20 protein-coding genes are annotated in these 24037 nt (G+C 60.2%); 13 read left to right on the forward strand and 7 right to left on the reverse strand.

Annotation, left to right across the window (positions count from 1 at the left end; genetic code table 11):
* Positions 1-29 precede the first annotated feature (29 nt).
* The 7 genes from lepA (at position 30) to pdxJ (ending at position 6442) form a co-directional block, all read left to right on the forward strand.
* A complete protein-coding gene (lepA, locus tag AAEO81_RS06985; RefSeq protein WP_166596212.1) occupies positions 30-1826 on the forward strand; it encodes a translation elongation factor 4 in 1797 nt (598 codons plus the stop codon).
* A gap of 9 nt (positions 1827-1835) precedes the next feature.
* A complete protein-coding gene (lepB, locus tag AAEO81_RS06990; protein WP_341962476.1) occupies positions 1836-2690 on the forward strand; it encodes a signal peptidase I in 855 nt (284 codons plus the stop codon).
* A 105-nt stretch (positions 2691-2795) separates the two neighbouring features.
* Positions 2796-3173: a DUF4845 domain-containing protein gene (locus AAEO81_RS06995; RefSeq protein WP_166596214.1), complete on the forward strand. Its 378-nt coding sequence runs from the start codon at positions 2796-2798 to the stop codon at positions 3171-3173.
* Positions 3170-3859 (forward strand): ribonuclease III, encoded by a 690-nt coding sequence (gene rnc, locus AAEO81_RS07000; protein WP_166596215.1) that lies wholly within the window; start codon positions 3170-3172, stop codon positions 3857-3859. Before AAEO81_RS06995 ends, rnc begins: the two co-directional genes overlap by 4 nt.
* On the forward strand, positions 3852-4754 hold the full coding sequence (gene era / locus AAEO81_RS07005) for a GTPase Era (RefSeq protein WP_166596216.1): 903 nt from the start codon (positions 3852-3854) through the stop codon (positions 4752-4754). The genes rnc and era overlap by 8 nt, the downstream gene beginning before the upstream one ends.
* Before the next feature lie 183 nt (positions 4755-4937).
* A complete protein-coding gene (gene recO / locus AAEO81_RS07010) occupies positions 4938-5627 on the forward strand; it encodes a DNA repair protein RecO (RefSeq protein ID WP_341962478.1) in 690 nt (229 codons plus the stop codon).
* 65 nt (positions 5628-5692) lie between these two features.
* A complete protein-coding gene (gene pdxJ, locus AAEO81_RS07015) occupies positions 5693-6442 on the forward strand; it encodes a pyridoxine 5'-phosphate synthase (protein ID WP_166596218.1) in 750 nt (249 codons plus the stop codon).
* Between the two features lie 131 nt (positions 6443-6573).
* Here the strand turns inward: pdxJ and cmoB are convergent, their stop codons facing one another.
* The 4 genes from cmoB to lon form a co-directional block, all read right to left on the reverse strand.
* Complete coding sequence (gene cmoB / locus AAEO81_RS07020; RefSeq protein ID WP_341962481.1) at positions 6574-7533, reverse strand: tRNA 5-methoxyuridine(34)/uridine 5-oxyacetic acid(34) synthase CmoB; 960 nt, start codon at positions 7531-7533, stop codon at positions 6574-6576.
* Entirely contained in the window at positions 7530-8273 is a 744-nt protein-coding gene (gene cmoA / locus AAEO81_RS07025) for a carboxy-S-adenosyl-L-methionine synthase CmoA (protein WP_341962482.1), read from the reverse strand. The genes cmoB and cmoA overlap by 4 nt, the downstream gene beginning before the upstream one ends.
* Before the next feature lie 88 nt (positions 8274-8361).
* Complete coding sequence (locus tag AAEO81_RS07030) at positions 8362-8754, reverse strand: protease inhibitor I42 family protein (protein WP_341962485.1); 393 nt, start codon at positions 8752-8754, stop codon at positions 8362-8364.
* 225 nt (positions 8755-8979) lie between these two features.
* Positions 8980-11394, reverse strand: coding sequence for an endopeptidase La (gene lon / locus AAEO81_RS07035; protein WP_166596222.1), 2415 nt, complete (start codon positions 11392-11394; stop codon positions 8980-8982).
* Between the two features lie 266 nt (positions 11395-11660).
* On the opposite strand from lon, the gene AAEO81_RS07040 reads away from it, so the two are divergent.
* Genes AAEO81_RS07040 through AAEO81_RS07055 form a run of 4 tightly spaced genes read left to right on the forward strand, consistent with a single transcriptional unit; the run spans position 11661 to position 16019 of the window.
* Positions 11661-12332 carry a methylamine utilization protein gene (locus AAEO81_RS07040; protein ID WP_341962487.1) on the forward strand — a complete coding sequence of 224 codons (672 nt, stop codon included), beginning with the start codon at positions 11661-11663 and terminating at the stop codon, positions 12330-12332.
* Positions 12329-14683, forward strand: a complete 2355-nt coding sequence (locus AAEO81_RS07045) for an EAL domain-containing protein (protein ID WP_341962489.1) — start codon at positions 12329-12331, stop codon at positions 14681-14683. The genes AAEO81_RS07040 and AAEO81_RS07045 overlap by 4 nt, the downstream gene beginning before the upstream one ends.
* 14 nt (positions 14684-14697) lie before the next feature.
* Positions 14698-15588, forward strand: coding sequence for a DUF3034 family protein (locus tag AAEO81_RS07050; protein WP_341962491.1), 891 nt, complete (start codon positions 14698-14700; stop codon positions 15586-15588).
* Positions 15588-16019, forward strand: a complete 432-nt coding sequence (locus tag AAEO81_RS07055) for a group 1 truncated hemoglobin (protein WP_341962492.1) — start codon at positions 15588-15590, stop codon at positions 16017-16019. The genes AAEO81_RS07050 and AAEO81_RS07055 overlap by 1 nt, the downstream gene beginning before the upstream one ends.
* Positions 16020-16420: 401 nt before the next feature.
* Here AAEO81_RS07055 and AAEO81_RS07060 read toward each other — a convergent pair whose 3' ends face one another.
* The 3 genes from AAEO81_RS07060 to AAEO81_RS07070 form a co-directional block, all read right to left on the reverse strand.
* Complete coding sequence (locus AAEO81_RS07060; protein ID WP_341962493.1) at positions 16421-18841, reverse strand: glucose/quinate/shikimate family membrane-bound PQQ-dependent dehydrogenase; 2421 nt, start codon at positions 18839-18841, stop codon at positions 16421-16423.
* Between the two features lie 120 nt (positions 18842-18961).
* Positions 18962-20326 carry a carbohydrate porin gene (locus AAEO81_RS07065; RefSeq protein ID WP_341962495.1) on the reverse strand — a complete coding sequence of 455 codons (1365 nt, stop codon included), beginning with the start codon at positions 20324-20326 and terminating at the stop codon, positions 18962-18964.
* A gap of 504 nt (positions 20327-20830) precedes the next feature.
* Complete coding sequence (locus AAEO81_RS07070) at positions 20831-22861, reverse strand: TonB-dependent receptor (protein ID WP_341962498.1); 2031 nt, start codon at positions 22859-22861, stop codon at positions 20831-20833.
* 233 nt (positions 22862-23094) lie between these two features.
* On the opposite strand from AAEO81_RS07070, the gene AAEO81_RS07075 reads away from it, so the two are divergent.
* Together AAEO81_RS07075 and AAEO81_RS07080 are read left to right on the forward strand one after the other, a co-directional pair.
* Positions 23095-23322 (forward strand): VF530 family protein, encoded by a 228-nt coding sequence (locus AAEO81_RS07075; protein WP_166596230.1) that lies wholly within the window; start codon positions 23095-23097, stop codon positions 23320-23322.
* A 34-nt stretch (positions 23323-23356) separates the two neighbouring features.
* On the forward strand, positions 23357-24007 hold the full coding sequence (locus tag AAEO81_RS07080; RefSeq protein ID WP_341962500.1) for a Pr6Pr family membrane protein: 651 nt from the start codon (positions 23357-23359) through the stop codon (positions 24005-24007).
* Positions 24008-24037: the final 30 nt, after the last annotated feature.

The raw sequence follows: 24037 nt of genomic DNA on the forward strand, positions 1-24037 counted from the left end.
TGCCTGCAACCTTTTTCGAGTGTTGATCCGTGAGTGATTTGAGTCATATCCGCAATTTCTCCATCATCGCCCACATTGACCATGGCAAGTCGACGCTGGCTGATCGTTTCATTCAAATGTGCGGTGGCCTCACCGAACGTGAGATGGAAGCCCAGGTACTTGACTCCATGGATCTGGAGCGTGAGCGCGGCATCACGATCAAGGCCCACAGCGTCACCCTTTATTACAAGGCGCAGGACGGGATCACCTACCAACTGAACTTCATCGACACCCCCGGCCACGTCGACTTCACCTATGAAGTCAGCCGTTCGCTGGCCGCCTGTGAGGGCGCGCTACTGGTAGTCGATGCCGGTCAGGGCGTGGAAGCGCAGTCCGTCGCCAACTGCTACACCGCCATCGAACAGGGCCTGGAAGTCATGCCGGTCCTGAACAAAATGGACTTGCCGCAAGCCGATCCGGACCGCGTCAAGGACGAAATCGAGAAGATCATCGGCATCGATGCCACCGACGCCGTGGCCTGTAGCGCCAAGAGCGGCATGGGCGTCGACGAAGTGCTGGAGCGTCTGGTCAAGACCATCCCTGCGCCGACGGGTAACATCGAAGACCCGCTGCAAGCGCTGATCATCGACTCCTGGTTCGACAACTATCTGGGCGTTGTTTCCCTGGTGCGCGTACGTCATGGCCGCGTCAAGAAGGGCGACAAGATCCTCGTCAAGTCCACCGGCAAGATGCACCTGGTCGACAGCGTGGGCGTGTTCAACCCGAAACATACCGCGACCGCTGACCTGAAGGCCGGTGAAGTGGGCTTCATCATTGCCGGTATCAAGGACATTCACGGTGCGCCGGTGGGTGACACGCTGACCCTGAGCTCGACGCCGGACGTGGAAGTGCTGCCCGGCTTCAAGCGCATTCAGCCACAGGTTTACGCCGGTCTGTTCCCGGTCAGCTCCGACGACTTCGAGGATTTCCGCGAAGCGTTGCAGAAACTGACGCTGAACGACTCGTCGCTGCAATACACCCCGGAAAGCTCTGACGCACTGGGCTTCGGCTTCCGCTGCGGCTTCCTCGGCATGCTGCACATGGAGATCATTCAGGAGCGCCTGGAGCGCGAATACGACCTGGACCTGATCACCACTGCGCCGACCGTAATCTTCGAGCTGCTGCTTAAGACCGGTGAAACCATTTACGTCGATAACCCGTCGAAGTTGCCGGATCTTTCCGCGATCGAAGACATGCGTGAGCCTATCGTGCGGGCGAACATCCTTGTGCCTCAAGAGCACCTGGGGAACGTCATCACACTGTGCATCGAGAAGCGTGGCGTTCAGCACGACATGCTGTTCCTCGGCACACAGGTGCAAGTGACCTACGATCTGCCAATGAACGAAGTGGTACTGGACTTCTTCGACCGTTTGAAGTCCACCAGTCGCGGTTATGCCTCGCTGGACTATCATTTCGACCGTTATCAGTCGGCGAGCCTCGTGAAGCTGGATGTTCTGATCAACGGTGACAAGGTCGACGCGCTGGCGCTGATCGTGCACCGGGACAACGCGGCTTATAAAGGCCGGGCGTTGACTGAAAAGATGAAAGAACTGATTCCTCGTCAGATGTTCGACGTGGCAATCCAGGCCGCCATCGGTGGCCAGATTATCGCGCGTACAACCGTCAAGGCGCTCAGAAAGAACGTACTGGCCAAGTGTTACGGTGGTGACGTAAGCCGTAAGAAAAAACTGCTCGAAAAGCAGAAGGCCGGTAAGAAACGCATGAAGCAGGTCGGTAACGTGGAGATTCCACAGGAAGCCTTCCTTGCAGTGCTCAGGTTGGAATAGTCAGGCCCTATGTCACTAAATTTCCCGCTGTTGTTGGTCATTGCCGTATTCGTTTGCGGTCTGTTGGCCTTGTTCGATCTGATCATACTGGCGCCGCGTCGGCGGACCGCGATAGCGAATTATCAGGGCAGCGTGAGCCAGCCGGATGTCGCTGTCGTCGAGCAGTTGAACAAGGAGCCGTTGCTCGTCGAGTACGGTAAATCGTTCTTTCCAGTGCTGTTCATCGTTCTGCTGCTGCGCTCGTTTCTGGTCGAGCCGTTCCAGATTCCGTCGGGTTCGATGAAGCCGACGCTCGATGTGGGCGATTTCATCCTGGTCAACAAGTTCTCCTACGGCATTCGCCTGCCGGTGATCGACCTCAAGGTGATCCCGGTGAGTGACCCGCAGCGGGGCGATGTGATGGTGTTCCGCTACCCAAGCGACCCGAACGTCAACTACATCAAGCGTGTCATCGGCCTCCCGGGCGACGTGATTCGCTACACTAACGACAAGCAGTTGTTCATCAATGGACAGTTGGTCGCCAAGCAACTCATAGGCTCAGAGCCAGGAACGCTGGGCAGCGCCGATTTGTATGACGAAAAACTGGGCGCGGTGGAGCATCAGATCCGTCAGGAGATGAGCCGTTACCGCGCGCCACCTGACCACGAGTGGACGGTGCCGGCGGGTCACTACTTCATGATGGGTGACAACCGCGACAACTCCAACGACAGCCGTTACTGGGATGACCCCAATATTCCCAAGGACGAGCTGGGCATGGTGCCCGACAAGAACATCGTCGGTAAGGCCTTTGCCGTCTGGATGAGCTGGCCGGAGCCGAAACTGAGCCACTTCCCGAATTTCTCACGGGTTGGCTTGATCAAGTGACACTTATGCGGCGCTGTCTGACACAGCGCCGTATGTCATTTCAGCGAGCTATGCTGCAGGGCTCACCTTGCTGACAGCAGGGACGGACTATTCTTGAGGGCAAACATGACTTCTGCCGGTTCGCAAAAAGGCTTGTCGTTCATTGGGTGGCTGGTGTTGCTGGCCCTCGTTGCATTTGCCGCGAGTACTGCAGCCAAGCTGGTGCCGCATTACCTCGATTACATGTCGCTGAAAAAGATCATCGAGGCCGCGGGGACGGACAAGACCGCGGATATCAACAACAGCAGTGAGTTTTATGACTATGTGGCCAAAGGCATGCAGGTCAACAACATTCGGGATTTGGATTTGAACAAGGCGTTAAGCGTGACGACGGAGAACAACAGGTTCCTCGCCCATTTGAAATACGAACAGCGTGAGCCACTGATCCAGAACATCGATCTGGTGGTCAAGTTCGACCGCGAATTCAGCGTGGGTAAACCGTGAGCGTGTCATTGAGTCGCCTGGAGCGTCAGCTCGGCTATACCTTCAAGGACCAGGAATTGATGGTCCTGGCATTGACCCACCGCAGTTTTGCCGGGCGCAACAACGAGCGTCTGGAATTCCTCGGTGATGCCATCCTCAACTTCGTGGCAGGCGAGGCGCTGTTCGAGCGTTTTCCGCAGGCCCGCGAAGGTCAGTTGTCCCGTTTGCGCGCACGTCTGGTGAAGGGCGAGACCCTCGCCTTGCTGGCCCGCGGTTTCGATCTGGGTGAATACCTGCGACTGGGCTCCGGGGAGTTGAAAAGTGGCGGTTTTCGTCGCGAATCGATTCTGGCCGACGCCCTCGAAGCGTTGATCGGCGCGATCTATCTGGATTCCGGCATGGACATGGCGCGCGAACGCGTGCTGTCCTGGCTGGCCAGCGAGTTCGACAGCCTGACGCTGGTGGACACCAACAAAGACCCGAAAACCCGACTGCAGGAATTCCTCCAGTCCCGCGCCTGTGAATTGCCGCGCTACGAAGTGGTGGATATTCAGGGCGAGCCGCATTGCCGGACGTTTTTCGTCGAATGCGAGATCACCTTACTGAACGAAAAAAGCCGGGGACAAGGTGTCAGCCGTCGCATTGCCGAACAGGTAGCGGCAGCCGCAGCCCTTATTGCCCTGGGTGTGGAGAATGGCAATGACTGATTCAATTGCAACACGCTGTGGCTATGTCGCCATCGTTGGCCGGCCAAACGTGGGCAAGTCGACGCTGTTGAACCACATCCTTGGCCAGAAACTGGCGATCACCTCGCGCAAGCCCCAGACCACTCGTCACAACATGCTGGGCATCAAGACCGAAGGCGCCGTGCAGGCGATCTACGTCGATACCCCCGGCATGCACAAGAACAGTGACAAGGCGCTCAACCGCTACATGAACAAGACCGCTTCGGCGGCGTTGAAAGACGTCGACGTGGTGATCTTCGTGGTGGACCGCACCAAGTGGACCGACGAGGACCAGATGGTGCTGGAGCGTGTGCAATACGTGACGGGCCCGCTGATCGTCGCGTTGAACAAGACCGACCGCATCGAGGACAAGGCTGATCTGATGCCGCACCTGTCCTGGTTGCAGGAGCAACTGCCTAACGCGCAGATCATCCCGATTTCCGCGCAGCAGGGGCATAACCTCGACGCGCTGGAAAAAGTCATCGCCGAGCAGTTGCCGGAAAACGATCATTTTTTCCCGGAAGACCAGATCACCGACCGCAGCAGCCGATTCCTGGCCGCCGAACTGGTGCGTGAGAAAATCATGCGTCAGCTGGGTGCCGAGCTGCCGTATCAGATCACGGTCGAGATCGAAGAATTCAAGCAGCAGGGCAAGACCTTGCACATCCACGCGTTGATTCTCGTCGAGCGTGATGGCCAGAAGAAAATCATCATTGGCGACAAGGGCGAGCGCATCAAGCGCATCGGTTCCGATGCCCGTCGCGATATGGAAGTGCTGTTCGATTCCAAAGTGATGCTCAACCTGTGGGTCAAGGTCAAAGGCGGCTGGTCCGATGACGAGCGCGCGTTGCGTTCGTTGGGTTACGGCGACCTGTAATAGGGTGACGCTTCTGCGCGGCATCAGGGCTCGCACCGATGCCCGTTCTGTGGGAGCGAATTCATTCGCGAAAAATGGTACAGGCGATGCAGATATGTCGTCCGTACCGGCCTCTCGCGAATGAATTCGCTCCCACAGTGTTATTCGGCGATCTGACATCCGCGCTCGTTGATTGAGAAACCCATGTCCCAAACCCCACCCGTCGGCCAACGCGCCTATGTGCTGCACAGCCGGGCCTATCGCGAAAACAGCGCACTGGTGGACTTCATCACGCCGCAAGGGCGTTTGCGTGCCGTGTTGCGCAGCGCCAAGGGCAAGGCGGGCTCGCTGGCCCGGCCGTTCGTGCCGCTGGAAATCGAGTTTCGCGGGCGTGGCGAGCTGAAGAATGTCGGGCGCATGGAAGGTGCGGGTATCGCGGCCTGGCTGGAAGGCGACGCGCTGTTTAGCGGCCTTTATCTCAATGAACTGCTGATTCGCCTGTTGCCTGCGGAAGACCCCCATCCCGGCGTGTTCGAGCATTACGCCGCGACACTGGTGGCACTGGCGGAAGGTCGGGCGCTCGAACCCTTATTACGATCTTTCGAGTGGCGCCTGTTGGACGACTTGGGTTACGGTTTTGCCCTCGACGCGGACCTCAATGGCGACCCGCTGGCCGCCGACGGCATGTACCGCTTGCAAGTGGATGCCGGGCTTGAGCGGGTGTATCTGTTCCAGCCCGGTCTGTTTCAGGGCGCCGAGCTGTTGGCGATGTCCGAAGCAGACTGGACCGCGCCGGGTGCGTTGTCCGCTGCCAAACGGCTGATGCGTCAGGCGCTTGCCGTGCACCTGGGCGGTCGCCCGCTGGTGAGTCGAGAGCTGTTCCGCAAACCCTAGCGACACGACTTTTTTATTCAGCGACAGGCCTGTTGCCTGTCCGGATCACGTTTCAGGAGACCAAAGTGACCCACAGCACCCGCATTCTGCTCGGCGTGAACATTGACCACGTGGCAACCCTGCGTCAGGCCCGTGGTACCCGCTATCCCGACCCGGTGAAGGCCGCGCTGGATGCCGAAGAGGCGGGGGCGGATGGCATCACCGTTCACCTGCGTGAAGACCGTCGTCACATTCAGGAGCGCGACGTGCTGCTGCTCAAGGATGTGTTGCAGACCCGCATGAATTTCGAGATGGGCGTCACCGAAGAGATGATGGCGTTCGCCGAGCGCATTCGTCCGGCGCACATTTGCCTGGTCCCGGAAACCCGTCAGGAGCTGACCACCGAAGGCGGTCTCGATGTCGCCGGTCAGGAAGCGCGGATCAAGGCAGCAGTGGAACGTTTGTCGGCCATTGGCAGTGAGGTGTCGTTGTTCATCGACGCCGACGAGCGCCAGATTGAAGCGTCCGCCCGCGTGGGCGCGCCCGCCATCGAGCTGCACACCGGTCGTTATGCCGATGCGGAAACGCCGACTGAGGTGGCGGAAGAGTTGCAGCGTATTGCGGACGGCGTGGCGTTTGGCATCCAGCAGGGCCTGATCGTCAATGCGGGCCATGGCCTGCATTACCACAACGTGGAAGCGGTCGCCGCGATCAAGGGCATCAACGAGCTGAACATCGGCCACGCGCTGGTGGCTCACGCGTTGTTCGTGGGGTTCAAGTCGGCGGTGTCGGAGATGAAAGCGTTGATTCTGGCGGCGGCTGCCAGCAAGGATTGATCCACCGCAAGACCTGTAGGAGTGAGCTTGCTCGCGATCAGCGGTGTGTCAACCATGGAGACATCGTCTGACACACGGCTGATCGCGAGCAAGCTCACTCCTACAGAAGAGCGGTATTGCGCAGGCTCTGTTCAGGCCTTGCGCCCTACGATCACCGCCCGACGTGGCGCAGGCAAACCTTCCACGGTTTTACTGGGGTCATTGGGGTCGAGGAAGTCGCTGAGGGACTGATACTTCATCCATTCGGTACTGCGCTGTTCTTCAACGGTGGTGGTGCTCACGTCCACACAGCGCACATCGACAAACCCGGCGCGGCGCAGCCACAGTTCCAGCGCAGGCACCGAGGGCAGGAACCACACGTTGCGCATCTGCGAGTATCGGTCTTCCGGGACCAGCACCTGGTGCACATCTCCTTCGACGACCATGGTTTCCAGCACCAGCTCGCCACCCTTCACCAGGCAATCCTTCAGTGCCAGCAAATGGTCGATGGGCGATTTGCGGTGATACAGCACGCCCATCGAAAACACCGTGTCGAAGCCTTCCAGCCGTGCAGGCAAGTCTTCCAGCGCGAACGGCAGGTGCCACGCCGGCAGGTCGGGCAAGTAGCGCTGCATCGCCTGGAACTGGCAAAAAAACAGCCAGTTCGGGTCAACGCCGATCACGCTGTCCGCCCCGGCGCCGAGCATGCGCCATTGGTAATAGCCGTTGCCGCAGCCGACATCCAGCACGCGCTTGCCGACCAGATCCAGATGCGGCGAGACCCGCGACCATTTCCAGTCCGAGCGCCATTCGGTGTCGATGTGCACGCCGAACACGTCGAACGGCCCTTTGCGCCATGGCGACAGGCCCATCAAGGCCGCTCGGGTCTGCTCGCGGGTGGCGTCGTCGCAATCGGCTTCCAGCGTGAAATCATTCTTGAGCTCGACGCGGTTCGGGATCAGGTCGGGCAGTGCGTTCAGAGCGCCTTGCCAGCGTTCCAGATCGCCGTGGCCTTTCTCCATTTTCGCGTCAAGTTGCGCCTGCAGGCCTTGGGCCCAGCCGTACAAAGGTGTGCCCGCCAGACGGCGAACGAGCGGTGCGAGATCAATCATGGGAGGGCAATCAACGAGGCGAAGTTAAGGCACTGGAACCACGGCACGACTTTGGAGAAACCGGCGGCCAACAGGCGTTCGCGATGCTGGTCGAGGCTGTCGGGTTTCATCACGTTTTCGATGGCGCTGCGTTTTTGGGCGATTTCCAGCTCGCTGTAGCCGTTGGCGCGTTTGAACGCCACATGCAGGTCGGTCAGCAGATCATGTTCTTCGCCGTCGTCGAAACGCAGTTTTTCGGAGAGGATCAGCGCGCCGCCTGGCACCAGCGCCTGGCGAATGCGACCCAGCAGTTCCAGACGTTGCTCGGGGGCAATGAATTGCAGGGTGAAATTCAGCGCCACGACCGAGGCGGGCTGGAACTCAAGGGCGAGGATGTCGCCTTCGATCACGTCGACCGGCAGCAGCTCCTGGAACATGGAGTCCTGCGCGTTGAGGTATTCGCGGCAGCGTTCGACCATCGCCGTAGAGTTGTCGATGGCGATGACGCGGCAGTCTTCGGTGCGCACGTGGCGGCGCAAGGACTGCGTGACCGCACCGAGGGAGCTGCCGAGGTCGTACAGCACGCTGTGAGGCTGCGCGAACTGCGCCGCGAGCACACCGACGTTCTCGACGATGGTCGGGTAGCCGGGCACTGAGCGCTTGATCATGTCCGGGAACACCCGCACCACGTCTTCGTTGAACGCGAAGTCGGGCACTTGGGCCAGCGGTTGGGCGAATAGGCGGTCGGGTTCTTGGCTCACGGCGGTTCCGAAGGGAAAACGAAAAGTGCGGCATTTTAGCGATTGTGTCGCGATGCCGAAACCTCAACTCATCGTTCGGTTTGAAGCGTCATTTCACCGTGATCGCGCAATCGAACGTGCGCTCCGGCCGTACTTCCGGCGCCCAGGGTTGTTGATACACCATCATCAAATGGCCCGTCCCCGCATTGGCGGCCTTGTAACGCCAGACCGACTGCCCCGAGGTGCCGACCATATTGACCGCTTCCGGGGTGTTGAAGACTTCCGGGCCGAGGGCGTTGAGAATCGAGGGGGCGGGGTTCTGCATCAACCAGCGATGGCCGGTGGTGGGATTGCTGGGGAGCATGAGCATGAGGGTCTGGCCGGTCGTGAGGGTGATCGGGCAGTCTTTCTGGTCTTCAAGGGAGACGATCTGTTTGGGTTGCTGGGCGCAGGCGGCCAGCAGGGCCAGGCTGAGTGGGACAAGCAGGCGGGCAAGGGTCATGAGGGCTCCGGTCGTAGGCGACATGGGGCTGAGCATAACCGAAGAAGACATTGCTGAAACCCTGTAGGAGTGAGCTTGCTCGCGATGGCGGCAGGTCAGTCGCTGTCGAGGAGACTGACCAGTCGCCATCGCGAGCAAGCTCACTCCTACAGGCCTGGTCCTTTCGTGAGCAAGCTCACTCCCACAGGTATTGCATCTAGCCTGTGAAAGCGGGGGGGCGGGTGCTTAGAACAGCACCTTCGCCACGTCCGAGAAGCGTTTGGCGAAGTGCGCGGTGATGCCTTCCTTGAGGTAATCGGGGAGTTCTTCGAAGTTGCCGCGGTTGGCTTCGGGCAGGATCAGTTCGAAGATCTTCTGCCGACGCGCCGCGATCACTTTTTCCCGAACCCCGCCAATCGGCAACACGTGCCCAGTGAGGGTCAGCTCGCCGGTCATGGCCACGCCTTTTTTCGGTGCCTGGTTGCGAGCCAGCGAGAGCAGGGCACTGGCCATGGTCACGCCCGCGCTAGGGCCGTCTTTCGGCGTGGCGCCTTCCGGCACGTGCAGGTGAACGAACGCTTCATCGAAGAAGCCTTTGTCACCACCAAATTTCGCCAGATTGGAACTGACATAGCTGTAGGCGATTTCCGCAGATTCCTTCATCACATCGCCCAGTTGCCCGGTCAGCTTGAAGCCGCGATTAAGGGTGTGGATGCGGGTCGCTTCGATCGGCAGGGTCGCGCCGCCCATGCTGGTCCAGGCCAGCCCGGTAATGACGCCGGTGCCCGACAGCACTTGCTCGTTGCGGAACACCGCCATGCCAAGCGAGGCTTCCAGGTCTTTCGGGCCGATCTTGACCACGGTGTCCGGGTTGTCCAGCAGCTTGACCACGGCCTTGCGCACCAGTTTGCCCAGCTGTTTTTCCAACTGCCGCACACCGGCTTCGCGGGCGTAGCCATCAATCACGGCGCGCAGGGCGCTGTCGCTGATGGTCAGGCTGTTTTTCGAGACACCGGCCTTATCCAACTGTTTCGGCCACAAGTGGCGCTTGGCGATGGCGAGTTTTTCTTCGGTGATATAACCCGACAGGCGAATCACTTCCATCCGGTCGAGCAGCGGGCCGGGGATCGAGTCGAGGGTGTTGGCGGTGCAGACGAACAGCACTTTCGACAGGTCCAGACGCAGGTCCAGATAGTGGTCGAGGAATTCGACGTTCTGTTCCGGGTCGAGGGTTTCCAGCAGCGCCGACGCCGGGTCGCCTTGATAGCTCTGACCCATCTTGTCGATTTCGTCGAGCATGATGACCGGGTTCATCACTTCCATGTCTTTCAGCGCCTGTACCAGCTTGCCCGGCTGGGCGCCGATATAGGTGCGGCGGTGGCCCTTGATTTCGGCCTCGTCGCGCATGCCGCCGACGCTGAAACGGTAGAACGGACGCCCCAGAGATTCGGCGATCGACTTGCCGACGCTGGTTTTACCCACGCCCGGCGGGCCGACCAACAGCACGATGGAGCCTGCGATCTCACCCTTGTAGGCACCGACCGCCAGGAATTCGAGGATGCGGCTTTTAATGTCATCAAGCCCGGCGTGGTGCTGATCCAGCACTTTGCGCGCGTGTTTCAGGTCCAGCTTGTCTTCGCCGAAAACTCCCCACGGCACCGAGCTGGCCCAATCAAGGTAGTTACGGGTGACAGCGTATTCCGGCGAGCCGGTTTCCAGCACCGAGAGTTTGTTCAGCTCTTCATCAATGCGTTTGCGGGCTTGAGGCGGTAAGGTCTTGCCTTCCAGACGCTGCTCGAACTGTTCGATGTCGGCGCTGCGGTCGTCTTTGGTCAGACCCAGCTCTTGCTGAATGACTTTGAGCTGTTCTTTCAGGAAAAACTCGCGCTGGTGCTCGCCGATCTTGCGGTTCACTTCGGCGGAGATTTCTTTCTGCAGGCGCGCGACTTCGACTTCCTTGCGCAGCATCGGCAGGACTTTTTCCATGCGCTTGAGCACAGGCACGCAATCCAGCACTTCCTGCAGCTCGTTGCCTTTGGCAGACGTCAGGGCAGCGGCGAAGTCGGTCAGCGGCGACGGGTCGTTGGGGCTGAAGCGGTTGAGGTAATTCTTCAGTTCTTCGCTGTACAGCGGGTTGAGCGGCAGCAGTTCTTTGATCGCGTTGATCAGCGCCATGCCGTAAGCCTTGACCTCGTCGGTCGGCTCGTTGGGCTGATGCGGATATTCGACTTCCACCAGAAACGGTGGGCGGTGGTGCTTGAGCCAGGTCTTGATGCGCACACGGCTCAGGCCCTGGGCGACGAATTGGAGTTTGCCGTTTTCGCGGCTGGCGTGGTGCACCTTCACCAGCGTGCCGTATTCGGGCAGGGCCTTGGTGTCGAAATGGCGCGGGTCGTCGGGGGGCGTGTCCATGAAGAACAGGGCGAGCGAGTGGTGATCGGATTTGCTCACCAACTCCAGGGTTTCGGCCCACGGCTCTTCGTTGACGATGACAGGCAGGACTTGTGCCGGGAAGAACGGGCGGTTGTGAATCGGGATGATGTAGACCTGGTCCGGAAGGTTCTGGCCGGGCAGGGCGAGGCTTTTGCGATCTGAGCCGATGACTTCGTGTTCGTGGTCGTCATCGGACGAATGAGTGCTGTCTGCTTGCTGGTCGCTCATGGGGCACCTGCATGAATGGAGATGAGGCTTAGATGGGGCGGTGGGGCTCAGGTTTCAATAGTTATGGTCGATAGCATTGAATATGGAGGTCGATTGGAAGATCTGTGCGATTTATGCCTTTCATCGGTTAGCCATGTATGATGGCGTTGTGCCTGTTTTTATCGCGTGATCTTCCGGTAAGCGCCGGTTAATCTCGTGGGGACGTAGCAATGTATTGCCAGGGCCGGCGCTTTTTTTTCACCGACCAAGCGTTCTGGATTCTGCGTATGAAGCCTGTTGTCTCATCGTTGCTGGTGGCTGCCTCTCTTTTTTTGAGCTCGGCTGCCTACGCCGCCACCCTGACTGCCGAATTCGTCGACGCGCAGGGTAAATCGCTGAGCGATGTGGTGCTGACCCTTCAGGGCCCGGCGGGCAAACCCGATCCTGCGCCCAAGGCCGACATGGACCAACGCGACCAGCGTTTCGCGCCGCATGTCTTGGCCGTGCGCACCGGCACGCAGATCAAATTCCCCAACAGCGACGACATTCGTCACCAGGTGTACTCCTTTTCCCCCGCCAAACGTTTCGAATTGCGTCTGTATGGCGGCACGCCGTCTGAGCCTGTGCTGTTCGACAAGCCTGGCGTGGTCGTACTGGGCTGCAACATCCACGACTGGATGCTCGGCTATGTTTACGTGACTGACGATCCCTGGTTCGGCGTGAGCAATGACAAAGGCACGCTGACTCTCGACCAAATGCCTGCAGGCCACTATGTGGCGACGCTGTGGCATCCACAGGCGCCTGACATGCAGCCTGTGCCAGGAGGCGAAATCGACATTCCGGCCGCGGGTCTGCACAAGCGTTTCAGCGTTACCGTGCAGCCCAAGGGTGATGACATGCCTGCAACGCCACCGCCCAGCGCGTTCGGCGATGCCTTTCATAAAGCCGCCCATGAATGAAACGACGAATTAGCTTTCAGGCACGCATTGCCGGCGTGCTGATCCTGCTGTTGTTGATCGTGGTCAGCGCCGTGTTCGTGGCCGTCCGGGCCGCGACGCAGGATGCTGTGCGCAAACAGGCCCAGGCTCAACTGGACGTGGGTACGCGAGTGTTCGAGGGTTTGCTGGAGATGCGCGGCAAACGGTTGCGCGACGCCGTGCAACTGCTGTCCAGCGACTTCGGTTTCCGCGACGCGGTGGCGTCGGCGGACTCGGCGACCATCCGCTCGGTCCTGCAGAATCACGGAGCACGCATCAACGCCAATGACATGTTCCTGCTGGGCATGGACGGCAAGGTGCTCTCCAGCACGGTCGAGCAGATTCCCGAAGGCTCGCCGTTTCCGTACACCCAGGCGTTGCGCGACCTGAAGTCCCATAACCAGTCGATGCTGATCGTGCCGTTGCAGGGCAAACCGCACTTGCTGGTCGAAAGCACCGTCATGGCGCCGCTGCCCATTGCTCGCGTGGTCATGGGTTTCAGCATGGATGATGACCTCGCCCAGGAACTGCGCTCGCTCAGCGGTCTGCAAGTCTCGTTTCTGTCGGTGGTGCATCGGTTGCCGGGGCAAATCATCAGCACCCAGCCGCAGCCTTTGTACGACAGCCTTCGCGGGGTGATGCTCAGCACCGATCGCGGCCAGATGGTGATGACCGAACACGGCAACCAAAGCTTTCTCAGCAAACGTCTGGAATTGGGCAACACGGGCGACAGTAATGGCGATCAGGTCGTGGCGCTGCTGCAAAGCCCGCTCGATCAGGCCATGCAAGCCTTCGCGCCGCTGGATGAAAAGCTGTTCTGGATCACCCTCGTGGCGTTGGCCGGCTCGCTGATTGGCGCGTTATTGCTGGCGCGCAGCGTGTCGCATCCGGTTCGTGCCCTGGCCCTGGCCGCCGAGCGCATTGGCGAAGGCGACTACGGCACGCCGGTGACTCTTGAACGCAGTGATGAACTGGGTTTGCTGGCGGGCGCGATCAATTCGATGCAAAGCGGCATCGCCGAACGTGAGCAGCAACTGGCGCACAACGCGCTGCACGATGGCTTGACCGGCCTGCCCAACCGGGCGCTGGTGATGGAGCGTCTGGGCAGTGCGATTGCGGCCGAGCGGGCCGTGGCTCTGCTGTACCTGGGGATCGAGAATTTCCGTGCGATCAACGACAGCATCGGCCCGGAAGGCATTGAAAAGTTGCTGCAAGTGATGGGCGAGCAATTGCAACTGCCGCTGCGCCCCGGCGATACCGTGGCGCGTTTGTCGGGCAATGAATTTCTGTTGCTGGTCCACAATGCCGAAGTGGACAGCGCTGTTGCCGTGGCCGACCGCTTGCAGCGTCTGCTCCTGAAACCGCAACGCATTCACGATCATGATATTTCGCTGGACGCCTGCATCGGTATTGCCGCGTATCCCGCCAACGGTGACTCGCCGTCCGAACTGGTCAGGCGCGCTTCGATTGCCCGTCAGGACGCCACCCAGATGCCGGGTCGTCTGCAAGTCTACGAAGACGGCCGCGACCTGGCGCATCAGCGTCAGATCAGCCTGATTCGCGACCTGCGCCATGCGGCCCGTAACGGCGAGCTGATGCTGCATTACCAGCCGAAACTGGACATCCGCAACGGTCGCACGCGTCAGGCCGAGGCCTTGCTGCGCTGGCAGCATCCGCAGTTTGGAAACGTTTCGCCCGCCGAATTCATTGTGTTGGCCGAACGCACCGGCAGCATTCAACTGCTGACCAACTGGGTGATCGAGGAAGCGATGCGTCAGTTGGCAGAATGGGGGCGCCGTGGCCTGCACGTGCAGCTGTCGGTGAACATTTCGGCGGACGACCTGCTCAGTGGTGATCTGGCGGACCGTGTGTCGGATCTGCTCAAGCTGTACCGCGTACCCGCCGAACAACTGATATTCGAGATCACCGAAAGCGCCGTGATGCGCGAGCCAGAGCATGCCTTGAAGGTGCTCAATCGCCTGCGCGAATGCGGCATCAGTCTGTCGGTGGATGACTTCGGCACCGGCTACTCTTCACTGGCGCACCTCAAGCGGCTGCCGGTGCAGGAACTGAAGATCGACCAGTCCTTCGTGCGCAATCTCGATGAGACGAGCGAGGACGCGGTGATTGTCCGTTCCACCATCGAAATGAGCCACAACCTGGGGCTGAAGGTGGTCGCCGAAGGTGTCGAGTACGAACACAGCCTGCGGCTGTTGGAGCGGTGGCACTGCGATACGGCACAGGGTTATTTGATCAGCCGCCCGCTCACGGCGGTGGCATTCGAGGCCTGGATTGCCAAGGCTCACAGTTCACCCAGCATGATGATTCACTGATCGGGTTCAAGGTTATGACACGTCGTCTCTCGGCTGTTTTCAGCCGTGTGGTGTTAGCAAGTGTGGTAGGCGGTGCCGGTGGCGTGATTGCGCCGGTGGTCGAGGCCGAGCAGGGGCGCCTGATTGCGACCGGGGGTGCGAGCAGCATCGAAGGCGCGGCGGGCGGCGGGATCATCCCGTGGGCGGTGATTGGCAATTACGACGAGAAAGGCGAATGGGGGGCGAACCTGTTCGGCACCCATATCAACCTTCCGGACTACACGCTGGACGTCGCGGGTATGGCAGCGTCCTACGGCAATCGCGTGGAAGTGTCCTACGCCCATCAGCGATTTGACTTGGGCTCGCTGGTCCACAAACTCAGCCTGCCGGAAGACAACCTCACCCAAGACATTTTCGGGGTCAAGGTGCGTCTGTTTGGTGACCTGATTTATGACCAATTGCCGCAAGTCTCGTTGGGCCTCGAATACAAACATCAGAACGATTTCCTGATCCCCAGCCTGGTCGGGGCGAAACGCGATTCCGACGTGGAAGGCTATTTGACCGCCAGCCGATTGTTCATGGGCGCAGCGTTTGGCTACAACGTGGTGGTCAACGGTGGCGTGCGTTACAGCCGGGCCAATGAAACCGGTCTGCTGGGGTTCGGCGGCGACCGCCGCGACACCCGCAGTGTTTTGAAGGAAGGCTCAGTGGTCATGCTCTTCAACCCGCGCTGGGCCGTGGGCGTGGAGTACCGCGAGAAGCCGGACAATCTATCGTTTGCCGGTGAGAGCGATTGGGCTGACGCCTTTGTCGGCTGGTTCCCGAACAAGCACGTGTCGGTGGTGCTGGCCTACGCGCGTCTGGGTGAAATCGCCACGCTGGATAACCAGAACGGCACCTACTTGTCTGTGCAGGGGAGCTTCTGATGAGGCGGCCTTTGCAGTGGTTGGGGATGTGGGGACTGGCTCTGCTGGTTGGGTGCGCTCAACAACCGCCCAAGGATGACAGCCTCTATCACGCGTTGGGTGAGCGTGCCGGGATTCAAAGGATCGTCGAGGGGATGCTGTTGCATGTCGCCCAGGACGAGAGGATCTACAAGTATTTCGCCAAGGTCGACATCGTTCGCGCGCGGGACAAACTGGTGGAGAAGTTCTGCGTGGAGGCCGGTGGGCCGTGTACCTATTCGGGGGACCCGCTGCCTGAAGTCCATAAAGGCATGAACATCAGTCGGAGCGATTTCAATGCACTGGTGGAGAATTTGATCGACGCAATGGATGAGCAGCATATCCCGGTGCCGACACAGAATCGGCTGATCGCCCGATTGGCGCCGCAGCGTGGCGAAGTGATCGAGAAGTAGCGCGGCGCCGGCTGCGAACGTGGTGGATCAGTTACAGATGAGTTGCCATACATGCCGTCTTCGCTGCCGTCGTTCCTCCGGCGTCTCCCACGTGATGTATGGCGTGCGCACGAGCGGGGCTTGACTGACGACCAGAACGCGTCGGTTCGGCGTGTACCGCAGATTTTGGACCCGACGGTGTACCTGTGGGAGACGCCGGAGGAACGACGGCAGCGAACGTGGTGGATCAGCCATACCTCAGTTGCCTGACACTCCGCGGTCGTCTGATCGCGTTCCGGGAGTCTCACCGCTCCGGCCGCCCCACAGGTACAGCGCGAGGCTTGAGTGGGGGACCCGAATGAAAAAGGCGGTCACCTCTCGATGACCGCCTTTTTCATTCACATCATGGCTGCGCTAACCGATCACTCCGGCAACTTGTAGGCAATGATGTAGTCGCCCATTCGGGTGCCCAGCGAGCCGTGGCCGCCTGCAACGATCAGCACGTATTGCTTGCCATCTTTGCCGGTGTAGGTCATCGGGGTCGCTTGGCCGCCTGCTGGCAGACGCCCGGCGAACAGCTCTTTGCCGGTTTTCACGTCATAGGCGCGCAGGTATTGGTCCAGCGTACCGGCCAGGAAGCCAACGCCACCGGCAGTCACCATCGAACCACCCATGCTCGGCACGCCCACTGGCAGACCGATAGGCACTGGCGTGTTGTCGCGGCTGGTGCCGTTTTTGTGTTTCCACACCACCTGATTGGTGGTCAGGTCCACTGCGGCAACGTTACCCCACGATGGCGCCTGGCACGGCATGCCGATCTGCGACATCAACGGGTGCATGATCACGGCGTATGGCGCGCCGGTGTTAGGCTGCACGCCGCTGGTTTCGCTTTCGCGCTTGCTGCCCGCTTCCACCTTGGCGCGTGGCACCAGCTTGGAGACGAAGGCCATGTAGTTCGGGCTGGTGAACATCAGCTGGCGCACCGGGTCCACCGACACGGCGCCCCAGTTGAACACGCCCACGTTGCCCGGGTAGATGATGCTCCCCTGTTCAGACGGCGGCGTGTACTGACCTTCGTAACGCAGCTCCTTGAACTGAATGCGGCAGAGCATCTGGTCGAACGCGGTCGCGCCCCACATGGATTTCTCGGTCAGCTCGGGCGGCAGCATGTTCAGTTGCGAACGGGCCTGGGTCGGCGAAGTGTGGTCGCCTTGCGCGGCACCGGTCGGCGCCGGGACTTCGTCGATCGGCACAATCGGGGTGCCGTCACGACGGTCCAGCACGTACAGGCTGCCTTGCTTGGTCGGCTGAATCACGGCCGGCTTCACGCCGTCCTTGGTTTTCAGGTTGATCAGCGTTGGCTGGCTCGGTACGTCCATGTCCCACAGGTCGTGGTGGGTGAACTGGTAATTCCAGCGCACCTTGCCGGTGTTGACGTCCAGCGCGACCAGACCGGCGCTGAATTTCTCGGCGCCAGGGGTGCGGTCACCCCCGTATTGGTCAGGCATCTGGTTGCCCAGCGGCAGGAAGACCAGGCCCGATTTCTCGTCGACGCTGGCCAGCGACCACATGTTCGGCGCGTTGCGCGAGTAGAACTGATCGGCCGCGATAGGAGCCGTGGCGTCCGGGTTGTTCGGGTCCCAGTTCCACACCAGCTTGCCGTCGTGCACGTCGTAGGCGCGAATCACACCCGATGGCTCGTTGGTCGACTCATTGTCGGTCACGTGGCCGCCGATGATGATCAGGTTGCGCGTGATCGCCGCAGGCGAGGTGGAGTAGTAACCCCCGGCGGTGAACGGGCCGATGTTGGCACGCAGGTCGATGGCACCTTTGTTGGCGAAGTCTTCGCAGACTTTACCGGTGTCGGCGTTCAGCGCGATCAGGCGGGCGTCGGCAGTCGGCAGGTACAGACGACGCGGGCAGGACGCAGCAATCGCGGTGCCAGCAGCTGACAGCGCTGCGGCTGAGGCGCCGACGTCGGATTTGGCGTAGGCCGCTTCGTCATAGTACGAAACGCCACGGCAGGTCATGTGCGCCCAACCGGTGAAGTTCTTCGCGCCTTCCTTGGAAATCTGCGGATCGTACGACCAGATGGTCTTGCCGGTGTCCGGGTCCAGCGCCAGCACTTTGCTGTGCGGGGTGCAGGCGTAGACCATGCCGTTGACCTTCAGCGGCGTGTTCTCGTTGGTCAGCTCGACCGGGTCTTCGGCGCTGGGCAGATCACCCGTGCGAATGCGCCAGGCTTCCTGGAGCTTGCCGACGTTTGCAGGGGTGATCTGCTTCAGCGGCGAGTAACGGTTGCCGTGTTCGGAGCGACCATACGCCTGCCAGTCGCCATCGGGCATCGGCTGCGGGTCGTACGCCACGCCCGCGTCATCGCGGTCCAGCGTGCCTTTGATTTCACCGGGGCTGGTGAACTGGCTGGCGATGGCGGTCAGGCCGGCCAGGACGACAGCGATGCTCAGCGCCACGGTCGGCAGACCGCCAGGCTGGCCGCGCAGGACCGGGCGGCGGAACCATGGCAGCAGCATCACGATGCCGAGCACGAACCACAGCGACAGACGTGGCACCAGTTGCCACCAATCCAGGCCGACTTCCCACAGCGCCCAGACCGTGCTCGCGAACAGCACCAGCGCAAACAGACCCAGTGCCGAACGACGGCCCTGAATCAGCAGAATGCCGGTGATGATGAAGCCGATCCCGGTCAGCAGGTAGTACAGCGACCCGCCCAGTGTCAGCAGCTTGATACCCCCGGCCAGCAAGGCCAGGCCCATGATCAGAATCACCAGTCCGAGCAAGCTCGGCAGCAGGCGACCCTTACCGAAAGCACCGTCAGTGCTCATAGTGTCGTACTCCGTAACGATTAAGTGGTTGACGCTAAATCCGTTGTAGCGTTGAGGCTTGGAAGCCAGGGCCTTAACGCTAGTTCCTCAACAGGGATACAGAAAGATTAAAGAGGCCGATCAGAACGAGGATTGGATCTTCAGACCGGCCACCAGCGCGTCGTCTACATGATTCACACCGCCTGGATGGCGGATGAATTGCAGGTTGGGCCGCACGGTCAGCCAGTTGGCGACATGCACGCCGTAATACAGCTCGGCGTTGTATTCGGTGTCTTGCACAGGCAAGAAGGCCGGGTCGTTGTAGTCGCTGATGTCGTTGGCCTGATTCAGCAGATGGGTGTTCTTGCGGTACGCCGGGTTGACGTGGATGCGGCCGACCGCCAGACCGAGGTCGTCTTTGGGACGCGCGTCGAACGGGCCGGTGTAGGTGGCGCCCAATGCGACGTAGTTGTCGATCATGTTGGTCTTTTTGTCATGGAGGGTGCCGTTGGCGAACAGGCTCAAACCACGGCTGTTGTCGCTGGCCTGGCTTGTCACTTGTTGGCGCAGGGTCAGCCACATGCCGTGTTTGCTCGACGACGAGGCATAGTTTTCGCCGCTTAGCGCGGCATAGCGACCACGGCTGTCTTTGTAGACGTCGGTGCTGTCGGCGGTGCTGTAGTAGTAACCGAGGCGGTATTCGCCCGGCAGGTCGTTGACCTTCGGTGACCAGACCAGCTCGACCGGCAGCACCGCGCCCTGGGTCCCGCTGCCACTGAGCTTGAAGGCGTTGTCGTTTTCCAGGTTCGACGGGTTCTGTTCGAACGCGCCCACTTGCACGAAGAGTTCGGAGGTGAGCTGGTATTTGACCCGCATCGCCCATTGGCTGACGGGCCAGTTGTACCAGATGCCGCCGCCCCAGTTACCGACCTGCGAGCCGCACAACGCCAGGTTCTGGAAGTCGCAGGGGAAGGTGTTGAAATCTTCCCCTTCGTTGAAACGGCCGACTTTGACGCTCAGTTTCTGGTCGAGAAATTTCTGCTGATACCAGAGGTCGGTGAGGCGCGTGATATTGCCTCGGCCCCAGACTTCCTGGGACGACGAGATCGTGCCCACACGCGGGTCGCCGACGCGGTCGTTGCTGATGTTGTCGCCGTTGCGGTTGGTCAGCGTGACCTGGAATTCGGCGTCGTGCCAGCCGAAGATCTTTTGCAGGTCCATGTGCGCGCCGAGGGCAAATTGGTCGGCGTAGCGGGTCGCCTTGTCGTGATCGTAGCCGCCGTGCAGGTTCGAGCCGACTTCTACCACAGTGTCCAGCTTGAAGTCATAACCCTGTTGCGACTGCTCGGTGCGCTTGCCTCCCCAATCCCCCAGCATCCACGGCGACTCGCTGTCGAACGCGGGCGTCGCCTGAGCGCACGTCGCCAGGCTCAGGGCCGCAAGCCCCAATGCGTGGTGATGATGAAAGGGGCGAAGACGGGGGCAACGTTTCGAATGAGCAGGCATGGGTGATGAGTTCTTCTTGGTGATGTGGATTCGGCGCAGGCGGTTGCTGCGTCGATACGTCGCGTGGCATTGATTGACAGATCGACGGATTAAACGTTTCAGCTTTATGAGTGGCGCGATGATAGGGGGCTAACGAATTTTTAAAAAGACGATTTTGCGACATGAATAGTTACGATTAACGCAACAGTCCCGAAAAGATGGGGTAGCGCTGTCTCTTATATGGGGTGAGGGTTGCGCGGACATTGCGGATCGGATGAGCGTGGTCAACCCTTGCAGTGAGCGTACAGATAAGTTTTTTGAGATTTTTATGCAGCCGTGCTGAATACAGGACCCATAGGGTTTTGCGTATTCGGCCATATTTGGGACCTGACGCGAGACCAACTGTGGGAGCGAATTCATTCGCGAAAGATCGGACAGGCGATACCTATGCGTCGTCTGAACGGCCCATCGCGAATGAATTCGCTCCCACAGGTTCTATGTCGTTTGAATGTCAGCGCTCGACTATCAGAACGTCGTGCGCAACCCCACTTCAATGCTTCGGCCTTGCGCCGGTGCGATGTCGCGCAGAATCGAGCTGGCGTAGCGCACGGTCTGGTTGGTCAGGTTTTCGCCGTTGACGAACGCCAGCCACTGACTGCCGCCGACGTTGAACTTATAACCTGCACTTGCGCCGAGGGTGGTGTAGCCGTCGGTGCCAGTTTCGTTGTCCGGCACGCGACCTTGAGACGCCGCATGTTCGACATCAATGCGCGCCTGCCACTTGTCCAGCTCCCACAACAGGCCGCTGTTCAGGCGCAGCGGGGCGATACGGGGCAGGGCTTCGCCGGTGTCGAGGTTGGTGGCGCGGGTGTAATCGCCCGACAACTCCAGCGCGAATTTTCCATAGCGGCTTTCGCCCAGTTTCCAGTGGTCCTGCGCCTCGAATCCTGCAAAGCGCGCCCGCACGCCGGAGTAGGTGTATTCCGGAATCCCGTCGGCATCTTCCTCGCCGTCGTCGTTCAGCGTACGACCTGTTCCCAGCAAGCCGATGTAATTGGAGAAGTGGCTGTAGAACACACCAACACTGCCTTTGTGCGTGCCATTGTCGAAGCGCAGCGCCAAGTCGCTGGAGACCGCTTTCTCTTTCGACAGACCGGCATCGCCCACTTCATAAGTACCGGTCGCGACGTGGGCGCCGTTGGCGTACAGCTCGTAGAACGTCGAGGCGCGCTCGGTGTAGCCCAAGGTCGCGGCCAGCGACCAGATCGGCGTCAGGGTGTAGACCGCGCCAGAAGACAGGCTGCCTGCCGTGAAGCTGCTGGAGCGATCCGCGTTGGCGAAGCGTTCGTTGCCTTTGCCGTCCGGATCAACAGTGGTGTGTTCCAGGCGACCGCCCAGACTCAGCTTCAGACGATCAGTGGCTTGCAGCTCTTCGAGAATGAACAGCGCACCCGCATCGGTATCGGTCTGGGGTACGAAAGCTTCTTCGCCCAGCGCCGAGAATTCTGTGCGCGTTACTTGGGCACCTATCACTCCGTTGAGCGGGCCAATCGGCTGATGGCGCGCTTCGACCCGGGCTTCGTAGCCCTTGTTCTTGAACGTGGTGCCGACTTCGCCGTCCTCGATCTCCATGTGCTTGTATTCGGTGTAACCGGCGTCGAGCTTCACCGAGCTGAACGGTCCCGACAGGTTGCGGATTTCTGAAGCGAAGGCGTAGTGGTCCTGCTTCATGCGTATGCGCACGTCTTGTTCGGCGGGCGATCCGTAGTTGGAGTCGTAATTGCTGTAGGAAAGCCCCGCGTAACCGTCGTCCCACGTGTAGGAACCACCGACAGCGCCGCCGTCCTGACGCCCGTCGCTGTTGCCGAGTCGGTGCTTCTTGTCGCCGCCCTCCGGGTCACGAGCACGTTCATCGGCGGTGCGGGCGTAGCCGGGGATTTTCAGGTCGTTGAACTCGCGCGCGTTCGCGTCCAGGTGCAAGGCGAATGTACCGTTGCCCGCTTCCAGCTTGCCCGCGCTGCTGCGCGTGGTGTCGGCGCCGCCGTAGCGCAATTCGCCCGCGCCCTGAATGCCTTCGATGGCCTCGGTGGGGATGCGATTGTCAAAGGTGTTCACCACGCCGCCGATGGCACTGCCGCCATAGAGCAGGGCAGCCGGGCCGCGCACGATTTCGATGCGGTCAACGTTGACCGGGTCCAACGGCACCGCGTGGTCGTAGGACAGCGATGACGCGTCCAGCGCACCGACGCCGTTACGCAGCAGACGAATCCGGTCGCCGTCCTGCCCGCGAATGATCGGCCGACTGGCGCCCGGCCCGAAATACGACGACGACACGCCTGGCTGCTTGTTCAGGGTTTCGCCGAGGCTGCCTTTCTGTTGCACGGTTAACTCATCGCCGGTCAATACGGTGCTGGGCGATGCCAACTGGTCGCTGCCTAGCGGATTGGCGGTGATGGTTTGTTGTTCCAGTTCGATGGCGTACACCGGGGAGGCAATGAGCAGCGAAGTGGCCAACGGCGTCAGTCGCCAGAGTGAGGATTTGGAGAAGCGGGACATGCTGCATTTTCCTTGGCAGGGTGAGACTCAAGTGTTCAGCCTGTTAGTGTTATAACATAACAATAAAAATGCAATCATTTTGGAATTGGTTGTGTAGGTTGGCGACGCTGACCGAGGTGACGCGCACGGTCTGTAAGCGTGACACGCGCACTTGTACTTCACACTGAACAGCACCTCCGCTAAGGTGCGCACCTCGCGAACATGACTCCCCACCGATGACACATAGGCCCGCCATGACCACACCCAACGACAATCCGCTGCATGGCGTAACGCTGGAGCAGATCCTCAACCGGCTGGTCGAGCATTACGAATGGTCGGGACTGGCGGAGCGAATTGATATCCGTTGCTTCAAGAGCGATCCGAGCATCAAGTCGAGCCTGACGTTTTTGCGCAAGACACCTTGGGCGCGGGAGAAGGTCGAATCCCTGTACGTGAAACTGGCGCGCACCAAACGTTGGTGATCGAGCGCTTTCACCTTCCAGGATCGATCAAACAATGCACAGCTCCACATTGCACCTCACGCCCGGTCAGCGTCGTTACGCGACCGTCGCCGCGCTCCTCGGCTGGTTCGCGCTGGCGGTGCAGCTGTACCTGATTCTCTGGGGGCGATGGACCGATCAGGCGAGTCTGATCGGCGGTTTGGTGAAGTTCTTAAGTTTTTTCACCGTGCTGACGAACACGCTGGTGGCGACCGCCTTGACCTGCGCCATCACGGACCGGCATTCAAGCGGGCACCGGTTTTTCAGATCGCCTGTCGTGTGCGCGGGCATCACCACCAGCATTCTCTTGGTGGGCATCGCCTACAACGTGTTGCTGCGGCATTTGTGGAGCCCGGAAGGCTGGCAGAAGCTTGCCGACGAATTGTTGCACGACGTCATGCCCCTCGCGTTTCTCGGCTATTGGTGGCTGTACGTCAACAAAGGTGAGTTGCGCCTGAAGCATGTGCTGATGTGGATGCTATACCCAACGCTGTACTTTGGTTACCTGCTGTTTCGCGGGAACATGTTCGGTGATTACCTCTACCCGTTTCTGGACATCGGCACGTTGGGGACCGAGCCCGCGTTGATCAATGCGTTCGGTGTATTGGCGGGGTTTGTGGGGATCGGGTTAGTGATTTGGTTGATCGATCACGCAAGGTCAGACTGACGGACATTGTGGGGGCCAGCAAGTCGGCTC

Origin of the sequence: Pseudomonas sp. RC10 (assembly GCF_038397775.1) — a bacterium.
Classification (GTDB): Bacteria; Pseudomonadota; Gammaproteobacteria; order Pseudomonadales; family Pseudomonadaceae; genus Aquipseudomonas; species Aquipseudomonas bambusae.